18 protein-coding genes, 3 tRNA genes and 1 other RNA gene are annotated in these 19,855 nt (G+C 52.8%); 10 read left to right on the top strand and 12 right to left on the bottom strand.

Annotation, left to right across the window (positions count from 1 at the left end; translation table 11 throughout):
- Window positions 1-6 precede the first annotated feature (6 nt).
- Both ACIPUG_RS19520 and hemL read right to left on the bottom strand, forming a co-directional pair.
- Window positions 7-630 carry a glutathione S-transferase family protein gene (locus ACIPUG_RS19520; protein ID WP_400339845.1) on the bottom strand — a complete coding sequence of 208 codons (624 nt, stop codon included), beginning with the start codon at window positions 628-630 and terminating at the stop codon, window positions 7-9.
- Between the two features lie 162 nt (window positions 631-792).
- Window positions 793-2,073 carry a glutamate-1-semialdehyde 2,1-aminomutase gene (gene hemL / locus ACIPUG_RS19515; RefSeq protein WP_075278268.1) on the bottom strand — a complete coding sequence of 427 codons (1,281 nt, stop codon included), beginning with the start codon at window positions 2,071-2,073 and terminating at the stop codon, window positions 793-795.
- Window positions 2,074-2,245: 172 nt separating this feature from the next.
- Here hemL and clcA point away from each other — a divergent pair, with 172 nt between their 5' ends.
- Window positions 2,246-3,661 carry a H(+)/Cl(-) exchange transporter ClcA gene (gene clcA, locus ACIPUG_RS19510; protein ID WP_400339843.1) on the top strand — a complete coding sequence of 472 codons (1,416 nt, stop codon included), beginning with the start codon at window positions 2,246-2,248 and terminating at the stop codon, window positions 3,659-3,661.
- 79 nt (window positions 3,662-3,740) lie between these two features.
- A complete protein-coding gene (gene erpA / locus ACIPUG_RS19505) occupies window positions 3,741-4,088 on the top strand; it encodes an iron-sulfur cluster insertion protein ErpA (protein WP_005969047.1) in 348 nt (115 codons plus the stop codon).
- 136 nt (window positions 4,089-4,224) lie between these two features.
- Here the strand turns inward: erpA and ACIPUG_RS19500 are convergent, their stop codons facing one another.
- The 3 genes from ACIPUG_RS19500 to mtnN all read right to left on the bottom strand — a co-directional run bounded on the left by ACIPUG_RS19500 (window position 4,225) and on the right by mtnN (window position 6,267).
- On the bottom strand, window positions 4,225-4,503 hold the full coding sequence (locus tag ACIPUG_RS19500; RefSeq protein ID WP_400339841.1) for a hypothetical protein: 279 nt from the start codon (window positions 4,501-4,503) through the stop codon (window positions 4,225-4,227).
- A 232-nt stretch (window positions 4,504-4,735) separates the two neighbouring features.
- The gene (gene btuF, locus ACIPUG_RS19495) at window positions 4,736-5,566 is read right to left on the bottom strand and encodes a vitamin B12 ABC transporter substrate-binding protein BtuF (RefSeq protein ID WP_400339839.1); all 831 of its coding nucleotides are present in this window, start codon (window positions 5,564-5,566) and stop codon (window positions 4,736-4,738) included.
- Between the two features lie 2 nt (window positions 5,567-5,568).
- On the bottom strand, window positions 5,569-6,267 hold the full coding sequence (gene mtnN / locus ACIPUG_RS19490) for a 5'-methylthioadenosine/S-adenosylhomocysteine nucleosidase (RefSeq protein WP_048257761.1): 699 nt from the start codon (window positions 6,265-6,267) through the stop codon (window positions 5,569-5,571).
- 121 nt (window positions 6,268-6,388) lie between these two features.
- Between mtnN and dgt the strand changes: the two genes are divergently transcribed.
- From dgt to ACIPUG_RS19455, 7 genes are all read left to right on the top strand, one after another.
- Window positions 6,389-7,900, top strand: a complete 1,512-nt coding sequence (dgt, locus tag ACIPUG_RS19485; RefSeq protein WP_400339836.1) for a dGTPase — start codon at window positions 6,389-6,391, stop codon at window positions 7,898-7,900.
- Window positions 7,901-8,089: 189 nt separating this feature from the next.
- Window positions 8,090-9,538 (top strand): serine endoprotease DegP, encoded by a 1,449-nt coding sequence (gene degP / locus ACIPUG_RS19480; protein WP_400339834.1) that lies wholly within the window; start codon window positions 8,090-8,092, stop codon window positions 9,536-9,538.
- A 232-nt stretch (window positions 9,539-9,770) separates the two neighbouring features.
- The gene (locus tag ACIPUG_RS19475; protein WP_010280713.1) at window positions 9,771-10,928 is read left to right on the top strand and encodes a CdaR family transcriptional regulator; all 1,158 of its coding nucleotides are present in this window, start codon (window positions 9,771-9,773) and stop codon (window positions 10,926-10,928) included.
- 396 nt (window positions 10,929-11,324) lie between these two features.
- Window positions 11,325-12,329, top strand: a complete 1,005-nt coding sequence (locus ACIPUG_RS19470) for a sulfate ABC transporter substrate-binding protein (RefSeq protein WP_369987577.1) — start codon at window positions 11,325-11,327, stop codon at window positions 12,327-12,329.
- 156 nt (window positions 12,330-12,485) lie between these two features.
- A complete protein-coding gene (cysT, locus tag ACIPUG_RS19465; protein ID WP_010280704.1) occupies window positions 12,486-13,298 on the top strand; it encodes a sulfate ABC transporter permease subunit CysT in 813 nt (270 codons plus the stop codon).
- 12 nt (window positions 13,299-13,310) lie between these two features.
- Window positions 13,311-14,192 (top strand): sulfate ABC transporter permease subunit CysW, encoded by an 882-nt coding sequence (cysW, locus tag ACIPUG_RS19460; protein WP_010280501.1) that lies wholly within the window; start codon window positions 13,311-13,313, stop codon window positions 14,190-14,192.
- Window positions 14,182-15,174 (top strand): sulfate/molybdate ABC transporter ATP-binding protein, encoded by a 993-nt coding sequence (locus ACIPUG_RS19455; RefSeq protein ID WP_010299494.1) that lies wholly within the window; start codon window positions 14,182-14,184, stop codon window positions 15,172-15,174. Before cysW ends, ACIPUG_RS19455 begins: the two co-directional genes overlap by 11 nt.
- 80 nt (window positions 15,175-15,254) lie before the next feature.
- Here the strand turns inward: ACIPUG_RS19455 and ACIPUG_RS19450 are convergent, their stop codons facing one another.
- The 3 genes from ACIPUG_RS19450 to ACIPUG_RS19440 all read right to left on the bottom strand — a co-directional run bounded on the left by ACIPUG_RS19450 (window position 15,255) and on the right by ACIPUG_RS19440 (window position 17,739).
- The gene (locus ACIPUG_RS19450) at window positions 15,255-15,689 is read right to left on the bottom strand and encodes a DoxX family protein (RefSeq protein ID WP_180775371.1); all 435 of its coding nucleotides are present in this window, start codon (window positions 15,687-15,689) and stop codon (window positions 15,255-15,257) included.
- A 334-nt stretch (window positions 15,690-16,023) separates the two neighbouring features.
- Window positions 16,024-16,605, bottom strand: coding sequence for a TetR/AcrR family transcriptional regulator (locus ACIPUG_RS19445; RefSeq protein ID WP_400339832.1), 582 nt, complete (start codon window positions 16,603-16,605; stop codon window positions 16,024-16,026).
- Window positions 16,606-16,689: 84 nt separating this feature from the next.
- Window positions 16,690-17,739 carry an aldo/keto reductase gene (locus ACIPUG_RS19440; RefSeq protein ID WP_400339830.1) on the bottom strand — a complete coding sequence of 350 codons (1,050 nt, stop codon included), beginning with the start codon at window positions 17,737-17,739 and terminating at the stop codon, window positions 16,690-16,692.
- A 186-nt stretch (window positions 17,740-17,925) separates the two neighbouring features.
- Here ACIPUG_RS19440 and ACIPUG_RS19435 point away from each other — a divergent pair, with 186 nt between their 5' ends.
- Window positions 17,926-19,032, top strand: coding sequence for an NADH:flavin oxidoreductase (locus ACIPUG_RS19435; protein ID WP_400339828.1), 1,107 nt, complete (start codon window positions 17,926-17,928; stop codon window positions 19,030-19,032).
- Between the two features lie 151 nt (window positions 19,033-19,183).
- Here ACIPUG_RS19435 and ACIPUG_RS19430 read toward each other — a convergent pair.
- The 4 genes from ACIPUG_RS19430 to ACIPUG_RS19415 all read right to left on the bottom strand — a co-directional run bounded on the left by ACIPUG_RS19430 (window position 19,184) and on the right by ACIPUG_RS19415 (window position 19,733).
- A non-coding RNA gene (locus tag ACIPUG_RS19430) (RtT sRNA) lies at window positions 19,184-19,312 on the bottom strand.
- Window positions 19,313-19,431: 119 nt separating this feature from the next.
- Window positions 19,432-19,507, bottom strand: a tRNA-Lys gene (locus tag ACIPUG_RS19425).
- A 7-nt stretch (window positions 19,508-19,514) separates the two neighbouring features.
- Window positions 19,515-19,590 (bottom strand) — tRNA-Val (locus ACIPUG_RS19420).
- Window positions 19,591-19,657: 67 nt separating this feature from the next.
- A tRNA-Val gene (locus tag ACIPUG_RS19415) sits at window positions 19,658-19,733 on the bottom strand.
- Window positions 19,734-19,855: the final 122 nt, after the last annotated feature.

Below are 19,855 nucleotides of genomic sequence, written 5' to 3'. Positions count from 1 at the left end.
GTAGCCTTATGGCGTGCCGTTGCGTCCCCAGGTCAGGTAGCCCGAGCGTTCGCTTAAACGCTCATAGTAGGCGCGGACGGCGGGATAGTCTGTGTGTTCCAGCGGCGTTTCATACCAGCGGTTTACCGATAGCCCGATGGGAATATCGGCCAGCGTGAACGTTTTTCCTGCGACGTAGTGGCCGGTTCGCTCTAGTTGCTGATTCAAAATGCCCATCGTGCGGGACCAAAGATTGCAGGATGCGGCCAAGAGCGCCGGATCCTGATGTGCGGGGGATTGGCGCACCAGCGACATAAAGGCGTAACGCCATGAGGGATTGAGCTCGTTGGCCTGCCAGTCGATCCATTGATCGACCGAAGCACGACTACGCGGATCCTGTGGGTAGAGCCAGGCACCGTCCTTCGCGTTGGCGAGGTAACGTATAATCGCGTTCGATTCCCACATGACGAAATCGTCGTCCTGAATCACCGGTATCATGGCATTAGGGTTGAGCGCCAAAAATTCCGGTGACTGCGGTGACTGATAGCCTTCACCCCAATCTTCGCGGTCAAAAGGAATCGCCAACTCATCACACAGCCACAGCACTTTCCGAACATTGATTGACGACGTGCGTCCTAGAACCTTTAACATGATCTCTCCGCTATTTTCAGGAACATAGACTTACTCATAACCAATTTGAGAGGGCTTGTCATTCTCAAACGAGAATCCTGACGAAAAAAGTGGGGGCGGAGCAGAGGCGGGTGTTGAGCAGCAATGGCGTCAGTGAGTGACGCCATTGTGTACGAGTCCGTTTTACAGGCGTGAGAAGCAGAGCTGAGCAGCTTCGATGGTACGATCAATATCCTGTGGCGTGTGTGCCAGCGACATAAAGCCCGCTTCAAACGCGGACGGCGCGAGGTAAATCCCTTCTTCCAGCATCATGTGGAAGAACCGCTTAAAGCGCTCGACATCGCACTTCATCACATCCTGATAGCAGGTGACGCTCTCCGCATCCGTGAAGAACAGGCCGAACATGCCGCCTGCCTGATTCACCACCAGCGGAATGTTTTCGGCTTTCGCGGCAGCCAGCAGACCGTCAGCCAGCTGATTGGTCAACGCGGTGAGCTTTTCATGTACGCCGGGTTTCGCGACTTCAGTCAAACAGGCAAAGCCTGCGGCCATGGCAATCGGGTTACCGGACAGCGTTCCCGCCTGATAAACCGGGCCGGTTGGTGCCAGCGCCTGCATGACTTCACGCTTACCGCCGAATGCGCCGACTGGCATGCCGCCGCCGATGATTTTCCCCAGACAGGTCAGATCTGGCACCACGCCGTAGTGCGACTGTGCACCTGCTAGTGCGACACGGAAGCCGGTCATCACTTCATCGATGATGAACAGGGCACCAAACTCGTCACACAGAGCACGCAGGCCGGGAAGGAAATCTGGCAGCGGTGGGATGCAGTTCATATTGCCCGCAACAGGTTCGACAATGATCGCGGCGATCTCGTCAGGATATTGTTCAAATGCGGCGCGAACGGATGACAAATCGTTATAGACGCAGGTCAGCGTGTGGCGGGCGAAATCAGCCGGAACGCCGGGGGAGTTAGGTTGGCCCAGCGTCAGCGCGCCAGAGCCGGCTTTCACCAGCAGGCAGTCGGCGTGGCCGTGGTAGCAGCCTTCAAATTTGATGATTTTGTCGCGGCCGGTGTAACCACGTGCCAGACGGATCGCGCTCATGGTGGCTTCTGTACCGGAGTTGACCATCCGCACCATATCCATGCTCGGCACCAGCGAGGTAACCAGACGCGCCATCTGCACTTCCATTTCTGTCGGCGCGCCAAAGCTCAGGCCGCGTTCTGCCGCCGCGATCACTGCATCACGGATTGCCGGATGATTGTGACCCAACACCATTGGGCCCCACGATCCCACGTAATCAATGTACGCTTGCTCGTCAGCGTCATAGAGATAAGCGCCGTCAGCCCGTTCGATGAACAGCGGAGTACCGCCAACGCCGTTAAAAGCACGAACGGGTGAGTTCACACCGCCGGGAATAAGTTGCTGTGCCGCAGCATACAGGCTTTCAGATTTGTTCATTACGCGGTCCTGACTGGTCTTGATCGTAAAATGTAGGGGTATTCTAATGAACTGACCGCCGTTATGAAATCGCTGTTCAGCAGATACTGGTCTCTTTGTATTCTGCTCTGGTCAAATAGGCAGTTTTATCCTTAAGGGGTAACATAGTGACTCTTATTTCTCTTTTTTGGTTATGACCGCTGTGATCAAACTTTCCGTACCCGTTTCTTCTGCGGCGGAGCGCCGCGCTGCCATCGCACAATTTATGCGGCGCGATAAAACCCCTGCGTTGATTCTTCTGCTGGCGGCGATAGTAGGAACGTTAACCGGGTTAGTCGGCGTGGCCTTTGAACGTACGGTGAACTGGGTTATACAACAGCGAATGGCACTCTTAGCGCATTTTCCTGAAAGTGGGGTGAGCTGGCTTGTTGCTGCGGCGGTGTCGGCTGTACTCGCGATGTGGGGATATTTTCTTGTTCGCCGATTCGCTCCAGAAGCGGGTGGATCGGGGATTCCCGAGATTGAGGGCGCGTTAGAAGAACTCAGACCGGTACGCTGGTGGCGCGTATTGCCCGTTAAGTTTTTTGGCGGTATTGGCACGCTCGGGTCAGGAATGGTGCTGGGGCGGGAAGGGCCGACGGTACAGTTGGGGGGAAATATCGGCGGTATGGTTGCGGACATGTTGCCCAAAAGGCAGCAGGACGGACGCCATTCATTATTAGCTACTGGCGCGGCAGCCGGGTTATCCGCTGCCTTTAATGCGCCGCTGGCCGGAATACTTTTTATCATTGAGGAAATGCGGCCTCAGTTCCGCTATAGCCTCATCTCAATTAAAGCGGTATTCATCGGCGTCATTATGTCGAGCATCGTATTTCGGCTCTTCAACGGTGAACAGGCTGTGATCGATGTAGGGCAACTGCCTTCCGCACCGCTCAAGACGCTGTGGTTATATTTGGTGCTTGGGATTATTTTTGGCGTTGTCGGCGTGGTGTTTAATACCCTGGTGTTACGTACTCAGGCGCTGTTTTTGGCCTTCCACGGTAAACGGATGTCGCGCTTCCTGCTGGTTGGCGCACTGGCGGGCGGCCTTTGTGGCGTGTTGTCTGTCGTTTTTCATGAAGCAACCGGAGGCGGGTTTACGCTTATTCCCCTTGCGGCGGCGGAGCATTACAGCATTAGTATGCTCTTTGGGATCTTTATAATCCGCGTCTTCATGACGCTGCTTTGTTTCGGATCGGGAGCTCCTGGGGGGATTTTTGCACCGATGTTGGCGTTGGGAACGCTGCTTGGAGCCGCGTTTGGTATGGCGGCCAGTCAGTTATTTCCTGATTATGCGATTGGCGCCAGTACGTTTGCTGTGGCGGGTATGGGGGCACTGTTCGCGGCATCGGTTCGCGCTCCGCTCACCGGCATCGTTCTGGTGTTGGAAATGACTGACAACTACCAGTTGATCTTACCCATGATCGTGACGTGTCTGGGCGCGACACTGTTGGCGCAGTTTCTGGGAGGGAAGCCGCTATATTCTTCTATTCTGGCGAGGACGCTGCAGCGACAGGCGTTGGCTGAGCAGGATCAGCAGATTAATTCAACAATTTCTGTCAAATCTTGAACGTTTTCGCATACTGCCGGATAATAAGCGTATGAATATGGGTCTATCACCTGATAAGCCCTGAGTTGGGAGTAAAAATATGAGCGATGATATAGCAGCACTGCCTCTGCAGTTTACCGATGCGGCGGCAAGCAAGGTGAAAAACCTGATTGCTGATGAAGAAAACCCAGAGCTGAAACTGCGTGTGTATATCACGGGCGGCGGCTGTAGCGGTTTCCAGTATGGTTTTACCTTTGATGATCAAATCAACGACGGCGATATGACCATTGAGAAACAAGGTGTGGCGCTGGTGGTTGATCCGATGAGCCTGCAATATCTGGTTGGCGGTGCGGTGGATTATACCGAAGGTCTGGAAGGTTCTCGCTTTATCGTAACGAATCCGAATGCGAAATCCACCTGCGGCTGTGGTTCCTCTTTCAGCGTCTGATCCTGCATTGCGGTGATTGACCGACTGAAAAATAAAAACCGTGTCTCGGCAACAAGACACGGTTTTTTTATAGCAGATAATAAGCCTGTCACAAGACGCGTTAATTAAAAGAACACGCCTCGTGTTTTTACTGTGATTACCATTCGACCGTAATCAGACGCGTTTCCGTACCCTGTGCGGTTTTTGCCGCAGAGGTCGAAAATTTTGCCTGATCGACCTGAATACGTGACTCAGTAATTTTAGGTTGTGGTACAGAGGCTACGTTACAATTCATTTTATATTGACCGGATTGAGGCGTTACGCCGCATGCCGGTAGTATCGTCAGTTGAGCGTTAATCTGCCCACCCTGACTCCCTGCATATGCCGTGGTACAGGCCGCCATAAGTAAGCCCGCGTAAAGCAACGCATTTTTCATAGTTAAAGCTACCTGGTGTTAAAGGAACCGATATCGGTTCAAAAGTTTTCTAATTCGTCTTTGCTTTGGCTTTATCGCCGGGTGGTAATCAACACCTTTATTGATGTCTATGATTCCACCGTTGCGTTCAGATTATCGGCAACTATTGGCGAAATAAAAGCCTGTTAGTGTTACAACTTGTATACTAATGAAGCTATTGTTATCGGAATGATTTCATTCTGTTAACTAACAATCACTTCGCTGACGAAAGCGTGGGTCTTAACTCGGCTAATTGAGAACAAATTTGCCGGGCAGCCAAGCGTAAACGCGGGCCGCTGCGGCTAAACCAGTCTTCATTAACGGTAATTACCGGAACCGCTAATTGCGGCTGCCAAAACGCCTGCACGCTGGCAATTCTATCTGGCGTACCGCCGACAATAATGACCTGCGGCTGGCGTCTTAACACCTGTTCACGACTGACTTGCGGCCAGGGTACCGGGCTGTCGCTAAAGACATTTTCGGCACCGCACAGTGAAACGATCTGGCTTTGCAGCGTTGCTTGCGAAGAAGTAAACAGCGGTTGAGTGCCAAATTGAATGAATACCCGCAATGGCATGGCGTGAGGTGCCTTACCAGCGTGCCGGAGTTCACCTATTTCCTGCTGAAAATCGGTCGCGGCCCGTTCGGCTTGCTCAGGATGGCGGCTGTAGGTCGCCAGCTGTCGTAGTGACGCAGGGATATCGTCTAACGTCTTCGCATCCAGATAAACGATAGGAATCGAGAAATTGGCGAGCTGTTCCAGCGGCCGCTGCGGGTTACCCTCGCGCCACGCCAGAATCAGATCGGGCTTGAGGGCGAGGATCCGCTCCAGATTGATTCCCTGCCATGAAGCCACCTGCTCCAGCTTTTTCGCTTCTGGCGGATAATCTGACCAGGCGCTGACTGCAATCAGCTGTTCGCCCATACCTGACGCATAGGCCATTTCCGTCGCGTGTGGTGCGAGACTGATGACACGCTGCGGAATGGCATAAGCGGCAGAGCAGAGCAGCAGCCCGGTCAGCCAGCAGAGGAGCCTGACTGTCACGATTAGCGTGCGGCCAGCTTGGCCAGAATCGCTTCTACCATCCGCGTTGATTGCTGTGCTGCAACGCTCAGGAACTCATCGAAACTCAGGTGTGAGGCTTTATCGGCCACATCAGAAATCGCGCGTACAACGACAAACGGGACGGCGAACTGGTGGCAGACATGGGCGATGGCCGTCGCTTCCATTTCTACGGCAATCGCTTTCGGGAAGGTGGTGCGGATACGAGCCAACGGCTCTGCGCCATTAATGAAGGCATCGCCGCTGACAACCAGGCCGCGCACGGCGTTCAGCTGTAATTCGGCAATCACTTCCTGCGCCAGTGTGATGAGTTTTTCATCGGCAAGGAAAGCGGCAGGGCAGCCCGCCATCTGGCCGGGTTCATAGCCAAAGGCCGTAACGTCAGCATCGTGGTAGCGCACTTCATCGGAAACGACGATATCACCGACGTTCAATGTAGGTGCGAGTCCGCCAGCGGAACCGGTGTTAATGACCACGTCTGGCTTGCTGTGTTCCAGCAGTAGCGTGGTGCCCAGCGCGGCGGAGACTTTGCCGATACCGGATTTCAGCAGGGCGACATCCACACCGTTGATTTGTCCGGTGTAGATTTCGCAACCCGCACGCTGGAAGGTCTGACGGTTTTCAATCCGATCGCGCAGCAGCGTTACTTCTTGTTCCATCGCGCCGATAATACCGACTTTCATAAGGTTCCCCGCAAATTCTGTTATAAATGGAAGGCGTGTAGCTGGGGTTAGTCTATCATGGCTAGCGGGATGAGATGGAATGTCCATTACTGTGCTGTAGCGGGATGATAGGGAGAAGCGTATGTCTGGTGTCGATTTCGCCAAAAAAATGAGCTTTCAGCGCCATTTCAGTCGGCCTAAAACGGCTGAGGATGAATATACGATTGTGCGCCAGTTTGAGAGCGATCGGGGTCGTATTATTAACTCCGCTGCCATCCGCCGCTTACAGCAAAAAACCCAGGTCTTTCCGCTAGAACGTAATGCGGCCGTCCGCTCCCGTCTCACCCACTCAATGGAAGTTCAGCAGGTTGGCCGCTATATCGCCAAAGAGATTTTGCACCGCCTGAAAGTCGACGGGCGGCTGGCGTCGCTGGGACTGAACGACAGAGAAACACCGTTTGAAAGTCTGGTCGAAATGGCGTGCCTGATGCATGACATCGGCAATCCGCCGTTTGGGCATTTTGGTGAATCGGCGATTAATCAGTGGTTCAGAAAATTACTGGATAGCCACTATCTGGACAGTGAATCCCCGGAGCGCGTCGATGACTGTAGAGTGCCTACGCTACGGATGCAGCAGGACGGACTGGACGATCTGCGTGGGCAAATCCGGCAGGATCTGAGTCACTTTGAAGGTAATGCACAGGCGATCCGTCTGGTGCATACGTTGCTGAAGCTCAACCTGACCTATGGGCAGGTGGCCTGCATTCTGAAATACACCCGTCCCGCATATTGGCATGGCGAGCTTCCGGCGGATTACCATTATTTGATGAAGAAGCCGGGCTACTATCTGGCAGAGGAAGCGTTTGTCGCCACACTGCGTGAAGAGCTGGATATGGGCGAATTTCATCGTCACCCGCTGAGCTACATTATGGAGGCGGCCGACGATGTGTCCTACTGCATCGCGGATCTTGAGGATGCCGTCGAGAAAGATATCCTCACGATCGACGAACTTTACGATCGTCTGCGCGAAAATTGGGGCGCAGGAGCAGAGAAAGACATCTTCGCTAAAACGATTGAACGTGCTTACAAAGAACGCGAACGCTTTCAATGGCGTAGCCACGACGATCAGTTCTTCATGAATCTCCGTGTTCATACCGTGGGGCAGATGGTGCCGCATGCCGCACAGCGTTTTATCGACAACCTGCCGGAAGTTTATGCCGGTTCGTTCAATCAGGCGTTGCTTGAGGACGACAGCCCGCAGAATCGCCTGTTAGGCATTTTCAAACGCGTCGCCTTAAAGCACGTTTTTAACCATCATGAAGTTGAACAGTTGGAGCTACAGGGGGATCGCGTGATTCGCGGCCTGCTGGATATTTATAGCCCGCTGCTTGAGATGCCCTATCAGGATTTCAGCCAGCTTGTTAGCGACGATACGCACAAACGCTATCCGATTGAAACGCGGCTTTATCACAAGCTATCCAGTAAGCACTGTCTGGCCTATTGTGAAGCGGTTGCTGAGTTGGAAGGATTACCCGAAACCGAGCGCGTCATCCGTGAATATTATTATCGGGCGCGCCTGATTCAGGATTACATCAGCGGTATGACCGATTTGTACGCCTACGACGAATACCGCAAGCTGATGGCGGCGGATTAGCGATGAACAGGCCGCAACGGAAATCGCGACTTTTGTAAAGCCGTTCAATATTTCCTTACGCTTCACGATCTTCCCCTCGGGAACCTTGTTGGTCCATATTTATCTCATACAGCACGACCACTGAGTGTACCCGGTGTCGGGTACACGGGCCGTAAGACTCGCGTGTTGATTACTATGAGATAACCTCCTATGAAAAGAAAATCACTGGTTCTGAGTGCGCTGGCGTTAAGTCTGGCGATGGCAATGGGTTCCACCACGGCGAATGCCGCTGAGTCAGCGGCGTCTGCCGTGTCATCGGGTCAATTACCCAGCCTGGCCCCTATGCTGGAAAACGTCATGCCTTCCGTGGTGAGCATCTATGTGGAAGGGCATACCACCCATGCGGGCAATGCGGGAAAAGACGGTATCCCACCGCAGCTTCAGCCATTCTTTGGTGAAAACTCGCCTTTCTGTCAGGAAGGATCGCCGTTCCAGTCATCGCCGATGTGTCAGGGAGACGGTGACGACGACGGTCAGCCGCCGCAGCAGGAAAATTTCCAGGCGCTGGGTGCGGGCGTCGTGATTAATGCAGAAAAAGGCTATGTGGTGACCAACAGCCATGTGGTGGATAACGCCGATAAGATTCAGGTTCGACTCAGTGATGGCCGCAAGTATGACGGCAAAGTGTTAGGCAAAGACCCGCGTTCAGATATCGCGCTGGTGCAGTTGAAAGACTTTAAAAATCTCACGGCGATTAAGGTCGCAGATTCTGACCAACTGCGGGTCGGTGATTACACGGTAGCGATTGGTAACCCGTATGGTCTGGGCGAAACGGCGACATCGGGCATTGTGTCCGCGCTGGGGCGTAGCGGGTTGAATATTGAAAATTATGAGAACTTTATTCAGACCGATGCGGCGATCAACCGGGGGAATTCCGGTGGTGCGCTGGTTAACCTGAACGGGGAACTGGTTGGGCTGAATACCGCGATTCTTGCTCCAGATGGCGGCAATATCGGGATTGGTTTCGCTATCCCCAGCAATATGGTGAAAAGCGTCGTGGCACAGATTGTCGAATTTGGCGAAGTGAAGCGCGGCGAGCTGGGTATCACCGGGACGGAGCTGAACTCCGAATTGGCGCAGGCGATGAAAGTTGATGCACAGCGCGGGGCGTTTGTGAGTCAAGTGCGACCTAAATCAGCGGCAGATGAAGCGGGCATCAAGGCGGGCGATGTGATCGTCACGCTGAATGGTAAGGCGGTCAGCAGCTTCTCTGCACTGCGTGCGCAGGTTGGATCGCTGCCAGTGGGCAGCAAAGTCGCGCTGGGACTGCTGCGTGAGGGTAAACCGCTGACGGTTGAGGTGACGCTGCAGCAGAGCAATCAGGCTCAGGTGGCTTCCGGTAATCTCTACTCTGGCATTGAAGGTGCCGAGCTGAGCAATACTCAGGTGGACGACAAAAAAGGCGTCAAGGTGGATAACGTCAAACCCGGTTCCGCGGCGGCTAAAATTGGCCTGAAGAAGGACGACATTATTCTGGGGGTTAACCAACAGCCGGTACAGAATATTGGTGAGTTGCGTAAAATTCTGGACAGCAAACCAGCTGTATTGGCCTTGAACGTTCGTCGCGGTGATGCCACGATTTATCTGCTGGCTCAGTAATCGATCTGTTCAGCGTCTACGTTAATAATTACCTTTTAAGACAATTTGTTACGTTACTTATCTGGCCGGGTACTCAGGTACTCGGCCACTTCTTCCTTCTCTATCAACGTGCTTTTGTGAGTTCTTCCACAGATTTAATCTAATTCCCGTTTCTTTGTTAATTTGCACAATGTGTGGCGCACCGAGTGGCGGTATGCTGGTGCAATTGTCAATGTTCCTCTCAGAGGTAAAAATGGCGTCGTATCATCTCAATGCCAAGATGGCACAGGATATTGTCGCGCGGACCATGCAGATCATTGATAGCAATATCAACGTGATGGATGCTCGCGGTAAGATTATCGGCAGTGGCGATCAGGAACGATTGGGGGAACTGCACGAAGGCGCGCTGCTGGCGCTTTCGCAGGGGCGAGTCGTCGATATTGATGATGCTGTAGCGCGTCACCTGCACGGTGTGCGTCCGGGCATCAATTTACCTTTGCGCATCGATGGTGAAATCGTTGGCGTCATCGGCCTGACCGGGAATCCCAGCCAGCTACGGCAATACGGCGAGCTTGTCTGTATGACGGCGGAAATGATGCTGGAGCAGGCGAGGCTGCTGCATATGCTGGCGCAGGATAGCCGCCTGCGTGAAGAGCTGGTACTGAACCTGATTCGTACCGACGATCTCTCTCCCGCTCTCATGGAGTGGGCGCAGCGTTTAGGTATCGATCTGAATAAGCCCCGCGTCGCTGCGGTGATCGAAGTCGATAGCGGGCAGCTCGGCGTTGACTCTGCCATGGCAGAGCTACAGCAGCTGCAGACGTTGCTGACCACACCGGAACGCGACAACCTGATCGCTATCGTTTCTCTGACGGAAATGGTGGTGCTAAAACCGGCGCTGAACAGCCACGGGCGCTGGGATGCAGAGGAACACCGGCGTCGCGTGGATACACTGATGTCGCGTATGGCGGAAAGCAGTCGGCTACGGGTACGGTTGGCGCTGGGGAACTATTTTTCTGGCCCCGGCAGTATCGCGCGTTCCTACCGCACGGCACGAACGACCATGAGCGTAGGTAAGCAGCGCATGCCCGCCCAGCGCTGTTATTATTATCAGGATTTGATGTTACCCGTGTTGCTGGACAGCCTGCGCGGCGGCTGGCAGGCAAACGAGCTGGTGCGCCCGCTTTCGAAGCTTAAAGCAATGGACGGTAATGGTCTGCTGCGTCGGACGTTGGGGGCCTGGTTCCGTAACAACGTCCAGCCCGGTGCGACGGCGAAAGCGCTGTTTATCCACCGTAATACGCTGGAATATCGCCTTAATCGTATCTCTGAACTGACGGGGTTAGATCTGGGGAATTTCGACGATCGTCTGCTGCTGTACGTAGCTTTGCAACTGGACGAAGAAGAGTAGGGCAGAAAGACACGTCGTTTTACGCCCACTGTGATTCAAGCTGACCTTGCACCGTATTTACCTGATGCCGCACGGCATCAGGGTTAACTCATATCCCGTCGAAAAATATTACCGCTGCAACAAAATTGCTTAGACTGAAAACTATTACATAATCACTAACAATATAACGCGATAGCATAAATTATCGCGAAACAATATTTTTGCCCCTTCCTTATATCCACTATTGTCACTTCCATGTTGTCAGCCTGATATATCCGTCCTACTTCAAGCGGCATGTACGCGGTTCAAAACGATAACGTCTTGTCCTGCAAATCGAATTATTTAAGTTATTAATCAGTCACATCCGTCATGATTTCATCTGATACTTTCGAGCATTAGGGAGTGATAAGAATGTCAATACGTCGTCTGGGGTTATCTGTTGCTACGGCAGCACTGTTGTTTTCCGGTGTGGCCTCGGCGGCTACCGAATTATTAAACGTGTCTTACGATCCGACCCGCGAACTGTATCAGCAATACAATGCGGCGTTTATTAAGCATTGGAAAGCGACCACCGGTGAAGATATCACTATCAAAAATTCACACGGCGGGTCTGGAAAGCAGGCGCGTTCGGTGATTGACGGCTTGCAGGCCGATGTGGTGACGCTGGCGCTGGCGGGTGACATTGACGCCTTAAACCTGAATCAGCAGTTGATCGATCCTAAATGGCAGGCGCGTCTGCCTGACAACAGCACGCCTTACACCTCCACCATCGTTTTTCTGGTGCGCAAAGGTAATCCGAAGCAAATCAAAGACTGGAACGATCTGGTGAAGCCGGGCGTTGAAGTGATCACGCCAAACCCGAAAACCTCTGGCGGTGCGCGTTGGAACTTCCTGGCGGCGTGGGCGTATGCCAAAGCACAACCGGGTGGCAATGATGAAACCGCACTGAAATTTGTCACTGAACTGTATCGCCATGCTCCCGTACTGGATACCGGTGCGCGTGGGGCAACGATCAGCTTTGTGCAACGTCAGCTAGGCGATGTGCTGCTGGCATGGGAAAACGAAGCCTACCTGTCTCTGCAAGAACAGGGTGGCGATCAGCTTGAGATCGTGACGCCTTCTCTGTCGATTCTGGCTGAACCACCGGTTGCCGTTGTCGACAAAGTCGTTGAGCGTAAGGGAACGCAGAAGCAGGCCGAAGCCTATCTGCAATACCTCTACAGCGATGAAGCGCAGCGCATCATCGGTAAAAATTTCTACCGTCCACGTAATGCCAAGATCGCTGAAGAGTTTAAAGATCAGTTTGCACCGGTGAATCTGGTGACGATTGATAAAGATTTCGGCGGCTGGAAAGCGGCACAGGACAAATTCTTTAACGACGGCGGTGTGTTCGACGCCATCTTTAAAGAGATTAATAAGTAAGTTTTTAATGTCTGACGGATTAAGGCCGCTATCACCCTAGCGGCTTTTTTCAGGTTAAGAAGGCAGAGGACCTGCCGCCTTAACCTTTCTGTCAGGTAGCGCGCGTCGGCAAGCAGTTGTTGGCTGGGTAGTGAGTATGAAAATTAAAGGCACGGTATGTCACAACGTTCTTCCTCAGTGATTCCCGGTTTCGGGCTAACGTTAGGGTTTAGCCTGAGCTATTTAGGATTAATTGTCCTCATTCCGTTGGCGGGGATGTTTTTGTATGCCAGCCAACTAACGTTTGGTCAGTTTTGGGATCTGATCACCAGCCGTCAGGTGCTTTTCTCCCTGCGGCTTTCGTTTGGTACGGCGCTGGCTGCGGCATTTATTAACGGCATTCTCGGGACGCTGCTGGCCTGGGTGCTCGTGCGTTATACCTTTCCCGGCCGTAAAGTGATCGATGCCATGATCGATATGCCCTTTGCGCTGCCAACTGCTGTGGCAGGGATTGCGCTGACGGCGTTGTATGCGCCGAATGGCCTGATTGGCTCACTGTTTCCGTTCAAAATTGCCTACACCGGCATCGGTATCACGCTGGCGCTCATTTTTGTCACGCTGCCTTTCGTGGTCAGAACGCTGCAACCGGTGCTGGCTGATATTCCGAAAGAAGTGGAAGAAGCCGCCGCCTGCCTTGGCGCGCGTCCGCTTCAGGTTTTCCGCCATGTCTTGCTTCCTGCGCTGTTACCTGCGTGGTTGACGGGCTTTGCGCTGGCCTTTGCCCGCGGCGTTGGCGAATACGGTTCCGTGGTGTTTATCGCGGGGAATATTCCGTTTAAAACCGAAATTCTGCCGCTGCTGATCGTCTCCAAGCTGGATCAGTATGACTACAAGGGAGCAACCGGGATCGGTGTATTCATGCTGCTGGTTTCTTTCATTATGCTGCTGCTGATTAACGTGTTGCAGCGCCGCATTCAACCGAAACTGTAAGGGCCGGTCTTCATGGAACAGGTTATTTCCACTCAGGCCAACGCGGCTAAAAGAAAAAAACAGCCCGCCGCCTATTACATTCTGGTTTCACTCGCGTGGGTCGTCTTTTTCCTGATTCTGGTGCTGCCGCTGATGATGGTCGTCACTCAGGGACTGGATAAAGGCGTCGGCGCATTTTGGGACGCGATTACCGAGCCGGATGCGATTTCTGCACTTAAGCTGACGCTGCTTGCGACCGTCATTTCTGTACCGCTAAACGTAGTGTTCGGGCTGGCGACGGCGTGGTGTGTGACGAAATTCGAATTTCGTGGCAAGAGCTTTCTACTGGCGCTGATCGATTTGCCGTTTTCCGTTTCCCCTGTGGTTGCGGGGCTGGTGTATGTGCTGCTGTTTGGGGCGCAAAGCAAGATCTATCCCTTCCTGCTCGAACACGATCTGCAAATTGTTTACGCCGTACCGGGCATCGTGCTGGCGACAATTTTCGTTACGCTGCCTTATGTTGCCCGTGAGCTGATTCCGCTGATGGAAGAGCAGGGTTCGCAGGAGGAAGAAGCGGCACGGTTGCTGGGGGCGAATGGCTGGCAAATGTTCTGGCACATCACGCTGCCGAATGTGAAGTGGGCATTGATCTACGGCGTAGTGCTGTGTACCGCGCGTGCGATGGGGGAGTTTGGCGCGGTTTCCGTCATTTCCGGTCATATTCGCGGTCTGACGAACACGCTGCCGTTGCATATTGAAATTCTTTATAACGAGTACAACATCGTTGCGGCTTTCAGCGTGGCGATCCTTCTGCTAATTATGTCACTGGTAGTGCTGCTGCTGCGCCAGTGGAGTGAAAGCCGATTGACGAAGCAAATAGAGAAACAACAGGAGTTGGCCAAAAATGAGCATTGAGATTCGCAATATTAATAAACAATTTGGTCAGTTCCGGGCGCTGAACGAGATTAATTTGTCTATCCACAGCGGCGAGCTGGTGGCGTTGTTGGGGCCATCGGGCTGCGGTAAGACAACGCTACTGCGTATTATCGCCGGGCTGGAACAGCCGGATAGCGGCAGCATTATCTTTCACGGCCAGGATGTGTCCGTTCACGATGTGCGTAAACGCAACGTAGGGTTTGTATTCCAGCACTACGCGCTGTTCCGCCATATGACGGTATTCGATAACGTGGCGTTTGGGCTGCGAATGAAGCCGAAAAATATCCGTCCATCGAAGAGTGACATCGAAAAGAAAGTGCATGAATTGCTGAATTTGGTACAGCTGGATTGGCTGGGGGATCGCTATCCTGAACAGCTTTCCGGCGGCCAGCGTCAGCGTATTGCGTTGGCACGTGCACTGATCGTCGAGCCGAGCATATTGCTGCTGGATGAACCTTTTGGCGCACTGGATGCCAAGGTACGTAAAGAGCTGCGCCGCTGGCTGTCTCAGCTGCATGAAGATATCGATCTGACGTCGGTATTTGTGACACACGATCAGGAAGAAGCAATGGAAGTTGCCGACCGCATCGTGCTGATGAACAAAGGTGTGATTGAACAAATCGGCACGCCAGCGGAGGTGTATAACAACCCGGCCAGCGAGTTTGTTTACCATTTCCTTGGCGACAGTAACCGGTTGAAAGTGGCGCAGACGGAAGAGACGATTCTGTTCCGTCCGCATGAAGTGTCGTTATCCGTTCAGGCACAGGAAGGCTATCAGGCAGTGACAGTGCGAGATATTCGCCCACTCGGCGCTTTGACGCGCCTGTCGTTGAAGCTGGGTGAGCAGTCTGAACTGATTGAAGCGGAAGTCGCAAAAGACGATGCAAGCCTGCACGGGCTACAGAAAGGCGATGTGATTCAGTTCAAACCCAAACGTTATAGTCACGATTGGGAAATCTAATCGACAGAGCATCGAAATAAAAAACCCGCGAATCCGCGGGTTTTTTGCTTTTGTCGTGAATACCTGCCGGATGGCAAGGATTAGCGATAAGCAGGGTTAGAGGCAACAGAATAGCGACCGCTACCGACCAGCATGATAATAATGCCGGCGAAGAAGTAGAGTGCTTCCAACTCCAGCGCCCAGGCGCCAACGTTAGTCAGGGTGAAGAATTTACCCGTTCCTACCATCAGCGTCGCTACAACCAGCGTCAGCGCGGCAATCAGGCCGGAAATGCGGGTAAATACGCCCAGAATAATCAGAATCGGGGCAACAACCTCGCCGATATAAACGCCATAAGCGATAAAACCAGGCAGACCTGCACCTTGCAGAATCTGTACGATCCAGCCTACACCGTGCTCAATTTTTGCTACGCCGTGAAACAGCAGCAGAATACCCACGGTTAAACGCAGTAAAAGTTTACCAGCATCAGGATGATCGGTTAAACGCGTGAACCACTGATTCAACTGAGAAATCATAATAAAAAACCTCATAAGTGAGCAAAAAGTGCTTGTTGGCAATGTTTTGTATAGTGCGGCAGTGTCGTCGATTTAGGGACTGAATAGAAAACCAATAAATTTGATATTTTCTGTCAAAAAATTAGGCGAACAGGGCAAACGCAGATAAGCATAGCACCGCGATTGCGGCGGTCTAATGATGGATGGGAATAATGCAATAACAAGATGTTATGAAAAAGGACGTCGTCTGAATGGCTGACGATCAGAGGAATGGGTTGTATACAGGGAATAGTTTTAAGAGTGGATGCAGTTTGGAACCTATCCTGGATGCGACAGGCCCCTTTCCACAACCTGTTTATGCTTTGCCAAGCAGTGCCTTTTTGGCGGCATTGAGAAAGTCGTCTGACAAGGTATCGCCAGCTGTTGCGCGTGCTAGCGCCAGCGCGCCGGATAACAGGGCGAATTGCGCCAGAGCATGCTGCTTGCGCTGCTCTTTATCTTCTATTGTCGAGAGGGACTCCAGCCTGTCCAGCATGGCTTTGACACCGCTGAGATAAACGTCGTGTACTGGTTTATCTGCACTTTCTCTGGCTATGTCATTGGCTAGTGCCGTGAGGGCGCAGCCATCTTTTGCGCCGTCGCGATGGGCGGGGGAAAGATAGTGTTCCACCAGTGTTTCCAGGTTATGTTTATCTGCGCGCTGGCACATTTCCTGCCAGCGAGTACCGGAATCCTCAAGCGCTTTTCGGCTGGCGATGGCGGCGAGTTCATCTTTAGATGCAAAATGACCATAGAAACCACCGTGGGTTAAGCCTGCCGCAGCCATCAAGTCGTTCACGCTAACGCCGTTCAGGCCCCGTTCACGAAAGAGCTGTGAAGAAACCTGGATGATTTCTTCTCGGTTGCGCTCCATCTGCTGTTTTGATACACGGGCCATGTTGTTCTCCTTTTTCTGTCAGGCATCATCTTAGGGGATGAAAAAGTCAGACTCAATAGATGATGCTTTTCATCAATAGCCGGATCAGGCTCGTGGCGGCCACGGTGTAATAATATGGGCGCTGTCGCCTCCCTGAGCCCGAGGTAATGACCCTGCGATCTGATCGTGCGGCGTCCCCAGCGAAATAGCACTGACTTCATCCAGTCGCGCGACCTGATCGTCGCTTAGCGTCACATTCAATGCGAGCAGCGTATCATCCAACTGCGCCAACGTGCGGGGGCCCAGGATAGGGATCAGGCTGGTGCTGGCGCGGGCTGATTTATGCCGCAACCAGGCGATGGCAATGTGTATTGGCATGACGTTCAAGTCGTTTGCAACGCGAAAAACCTCATCCAGCAAGGTCGTGTCTTGTTCGGTGTGCACTAATCTTCCGCCAAAACCGATCAGACGGCCTTCTTTACTTTGACGATATTTTCCCGTCAGCAGGCCGCCGCCCAGTGGAGACCAAAGCGTTGCTGCCAGCCCCATTGCTTCAGCCATCGGCAGTAGTTCTCGTTCTGCGGTGCGCTGCACCAGACTGTATTCCACCTGAATACCGGCAATTCGCGACCAGCCGCGCAGTTCCGCGATGGTGTCCGCTCGGGCAATGCGCCAGGCTGGGAAATTAGAGAAGCCTGCGTACTGGATTTTCCCAGCCCGAATGAGATCGTCGAAAGCACGAACAATCTCTTCCAGTGGCGTTAATTGGTCATCAAAGTGCGCCCATAGCACATCAATACGATCGGTTTTCAGTCTCTTCAGGCTGTTTTCTACCGATGAGATCATGTTCTTGCGGCTATTGCCGGTTCGGGAAATTCCGGCATCCGGCATGGCACTTAAGGTGTATTTCGTCGCAACGACAAAATGGTCGCGATCTGCGGCAATGAATTCTCCGACCATCTGCTCAGATTGGCCTAACTGGTAAGCATCCGCTGTATCGATGAAGTTGCCGCCCGTGTTGGCATAACGATCAAATACCTGTTTAGCCTGTTCTTTTTCAGAACCATAGCCCCAACCGGTGCCAAAATTTCCTGTTCCGAGAGCAAGTTCGGAAACGCGTAAGCCCGTATTACGTCCAAACGTTGTGTATTTCATACCGTGCCTCTATTTTTAAATGTCGATTGACATCTATTATATATGTCATACATCATCTATAAGTGCAAGCAGGGTGGCATTCTCTTTACGGGAGGCGATGCTCACGGAGGTTGCTTAACAGTATGAATTGCGTTTCTAATCGACATTCAACGCCGCTATGACGTTAAACCATAAAAGGAAATATTTATGTCTGATGATGTTCTGTTTCGTCCCTTCACGCTGAAAGGGTTAACTCTTTCTAACCGCATTGTCATGGCACCAATGACGCGAGGTATGGCTGAAAACGGCATTCCTGGCCCAGCGCAGGCGGAATATTATCGCCGCCGTGCCGAAGGGGGAGTCGGGCTGATTCTGACAGAGGGAACGGTAGTCGATCGTCCCGCTTCGCGTAATATGCCAGGAATCCCGCTCTTTCACAGCGAAGCCGCGTTAGCCGGTTGGGATGCGGTAGCGAAAGCGGTTCATGCCGCTGGTGGCCGTATTGGGCCGCAAATTTGGCATACAGGTTCAACCCACGGACGTGGCTGGGAGCCTGATGCGCCTGTTGAAAGCCCCTCGGGAATCGTCGGCCCAGATGAGCCTCGCGGTGTGGTGATGACCGAAGAAGATATTGCCGATACCGTGGCGGCGTTTGCTCGTGCTGCGGCGGATGCAAAACGATTGGGTTTTGACACGCTGGAACTGCATGGTGCACATGGTTACCTGATCGACCAATTCTTTTGGTCGGGCACGAATAAACGTGAAGATGCCTTTGGTGGCGCAACGATCCGCGAACGCTCTCGCTTTGCCGCTGAGGTAATTCGTGCTGTCCGGGCCGCTGTTGGTGAAAATTTCCCGCTGATCCTGCGTGTAAGTCAGTGGAAGCAGCAGGACTATACTGCACGGCTGGCGAGTTCCCCACAGGAGATGACGGACTGGCTAGCGCCGCTGGTTGAGGCTGGTGTGGATATTCTGCACTGTTCCCAGCGTCGTTTCTGGGAGCCTGAATTCCCGGAGGTTGATGGGGCTGAAGGGCTGAACTTCGCCGGTTGGGCGAAAAAACTGACGGGTGCCGCGACAATCAGCGTTGGCTCGGTGGGATTGAGCTCGGATTTCTTTGCTGCGTTTGGCGGTGAAGGTTCTGGCACGGCGGCACTGGACAACCTATATGCACGGATGGAGCGAGAAGAGTTTGATTTGATCGCGGTAGGCCGAGTCCTGCTTTCTGATGCGCAATGGGTGCAAAAAGTGCGTTCTGGGCAGACTGATCAATTACGCGGTTTTGATGCTGAGGATTTAGCCGTACTGGCGTGATATTTAGGTGCCGTAGCTGAATAGGGCTGCGGTACTTCATTGAATATTGGGAAAACTAATGCGGAGCAATTGAGCAGGATTTTATCTACACGACACGTGCAATATATAACATTGGGTGGATTTACTTCAGGAAGGATTCACTTTGCGGAAGTGGTGGGTCGTGCAGGATGACTCGGCCTTTGGCCTCGCCCCTTCGGGGTCAACGCTAGCGCGTTGCTGTCTCGCTTCGCTCGGCTAAAACCTGAGCGCAGGTTATTCGCCTTATTCTAAGGCTCACCCTTGCAGGGCCAACGCAAGCATTGTTCAAAACCATTTTCAATGATTTTGTCTCACCTACACGACACGTGCAAGATATAACATTGGGTGGATTTACTTCAGAGAGGAATCACTTTGCGGAAGTGGTGGGTCGTGCAGGATTCGAACCTGCGACCAATTGATTAAAAGTCAACTGCTCTACCGACTGAGCTAACGACCCGCAGAAGTGGTGGGTGATGACGGGATCGAACCGCCGACCCCCTCCTTGTAAGGGAGGTGCTCTCCCAGCTGAGCTAATCACCCACTTCTGAACTACATTTACTTCTTGATTTACTTCAACTTCTAATAAGAAGACCAGCTGGTATGAGATTGGTGGGTGATGACGGGATCGAACCGCCGACCCCCTCCTTGTAAGGGAGGTGCTCTCCCAGCTGAGCTAATCACCCAATCTCAAATCTTCTTACTCTACACAGCGAGACACTTTTTACTTAAAACTCGTAAAGAGTGGTGGGTGATGACGGGATCGAACCGCCGACCCCCTCCTTGTAAGGGAGGTGCTCTCCCAGCT

This window comes from Pectobacterium sp. CHL-2024 (assembly GCF_044751765.1).
In the GTDB taxonomy this organism is placed as follows: domain Bacteria; phylum Pseudomonadota; class Gammaproteobacteria; order Enterobacterales; family Enterobacteriaceae; genus Pectobacterium; species Pectobacterium brasiliense.
This window is presented reverse-complemented; position numbering and strand designations above follow the sequence as displayed.

Coding starts and splice junctions, on each gene's coding strand:
- cysT (WP_010280704.1), top strand. CDS start 12,486: ATGTCACAACGTTCTTCCTCAGTGATTCCCGGTTTCGGGCTAACGTTA.
- mtnN (WP_048257761.1), bottom strand. CDS start 6,267: ATGAAAGTCGGTATTATCGGCGCGATGGAACAAGAAGTAACGCTGCTG.
- ACIPUG_RS19450 (WP_180775371.1), bottom strand. CDS start 15,689: ATGATTTCTCAGTTGAATCAGTGGTTCACGCGTTTAACCGATCATCCT.
- ACIPUG_RS19440 (WP_400339830.1), bottom strand. CDS start 17,739: ATGAAATACACAACGTTTGGACGTAATACGGGCTTACGCGTTTCCGAA.
- degP (WP_400339834.1), top strand. CDS start 8,090: ATGAAAAGAAAATCACTGGTTCTGAGTGCGCTGGCGTTAAGTCTGGCG.
- ACIPUG_RS19435 (WP_400339828.1), top strand. CDS start 17,926: ATGTCTGATGATGTTCTGTTTCGTCCCTTCACGCTGAAAGGGTTAACT.
- erpA (WP_005969047.1), top strand. CDS start 3,741: ATGAGCGATGATATAGCAGCACTGCCTCTGCAGTTTACCGATGCGGCG.
- ACIPUG_RS19500 (WP_400339841.1), bottom strand. CDS start 4,503: ATGAAAAATGCGTTGCTTTACGCGGGCTTACTTATGGCGGCCTGTACC.
- ACIPUG_RS19475 (WP_010280713.1), top strand. CDS start 9,771: ATGGCGTCGTATCATCTCAATGCCAAGATGGCACAGGATATTGTCGCG.
- clcA (WP_400339843.1), top strand. CDS start 2,246: ATGACCGCTGTGATCAAACTTTCCGTACCCGTTTCTTCTGCGGCGGAG.
- cysW (WP_010280501.1), top strand. CDS start 13,311: ATGGAACAGGTTATTTCCACTCAGGCCAACGCGGCTAAAAGAAAAAAA.
- ACIPUG_RS19520 (WP_400339845.1), bottom strand. CDS start 630: ATGTTAAAGGTTCTAGGACGCACGTCGTCAATCAATGTTCGGAAAGTG.
- hemL (WP_075278268.1), bottom strand. CDS start 2,073: ATGAACAAATCTGAAAGCCTGTATGCTGCGGCACAGCAACTTATTCCC.
- ACIPUG_RS19445 (WP_400339832.1), bottom strand. CDS start 16,605: ATGGCCCGTGTATCAAAACAGCAGATGGAGCGCAACCGAGAAGAAATC.
- ACIPUG_RS19455 (WP_010299494.1), top strand. CDS start 14,182: ATGAGCATTGAGATTCGCAATATTAATAAACAATTTGGTCAGTTCCGG.
- dgt (WP_400339836.1), top strand. CDS start 6,389: ATGTCTGGTGTCGATTTCGCCAAAAAAATGAGCTTTCAGCGCCATTTC.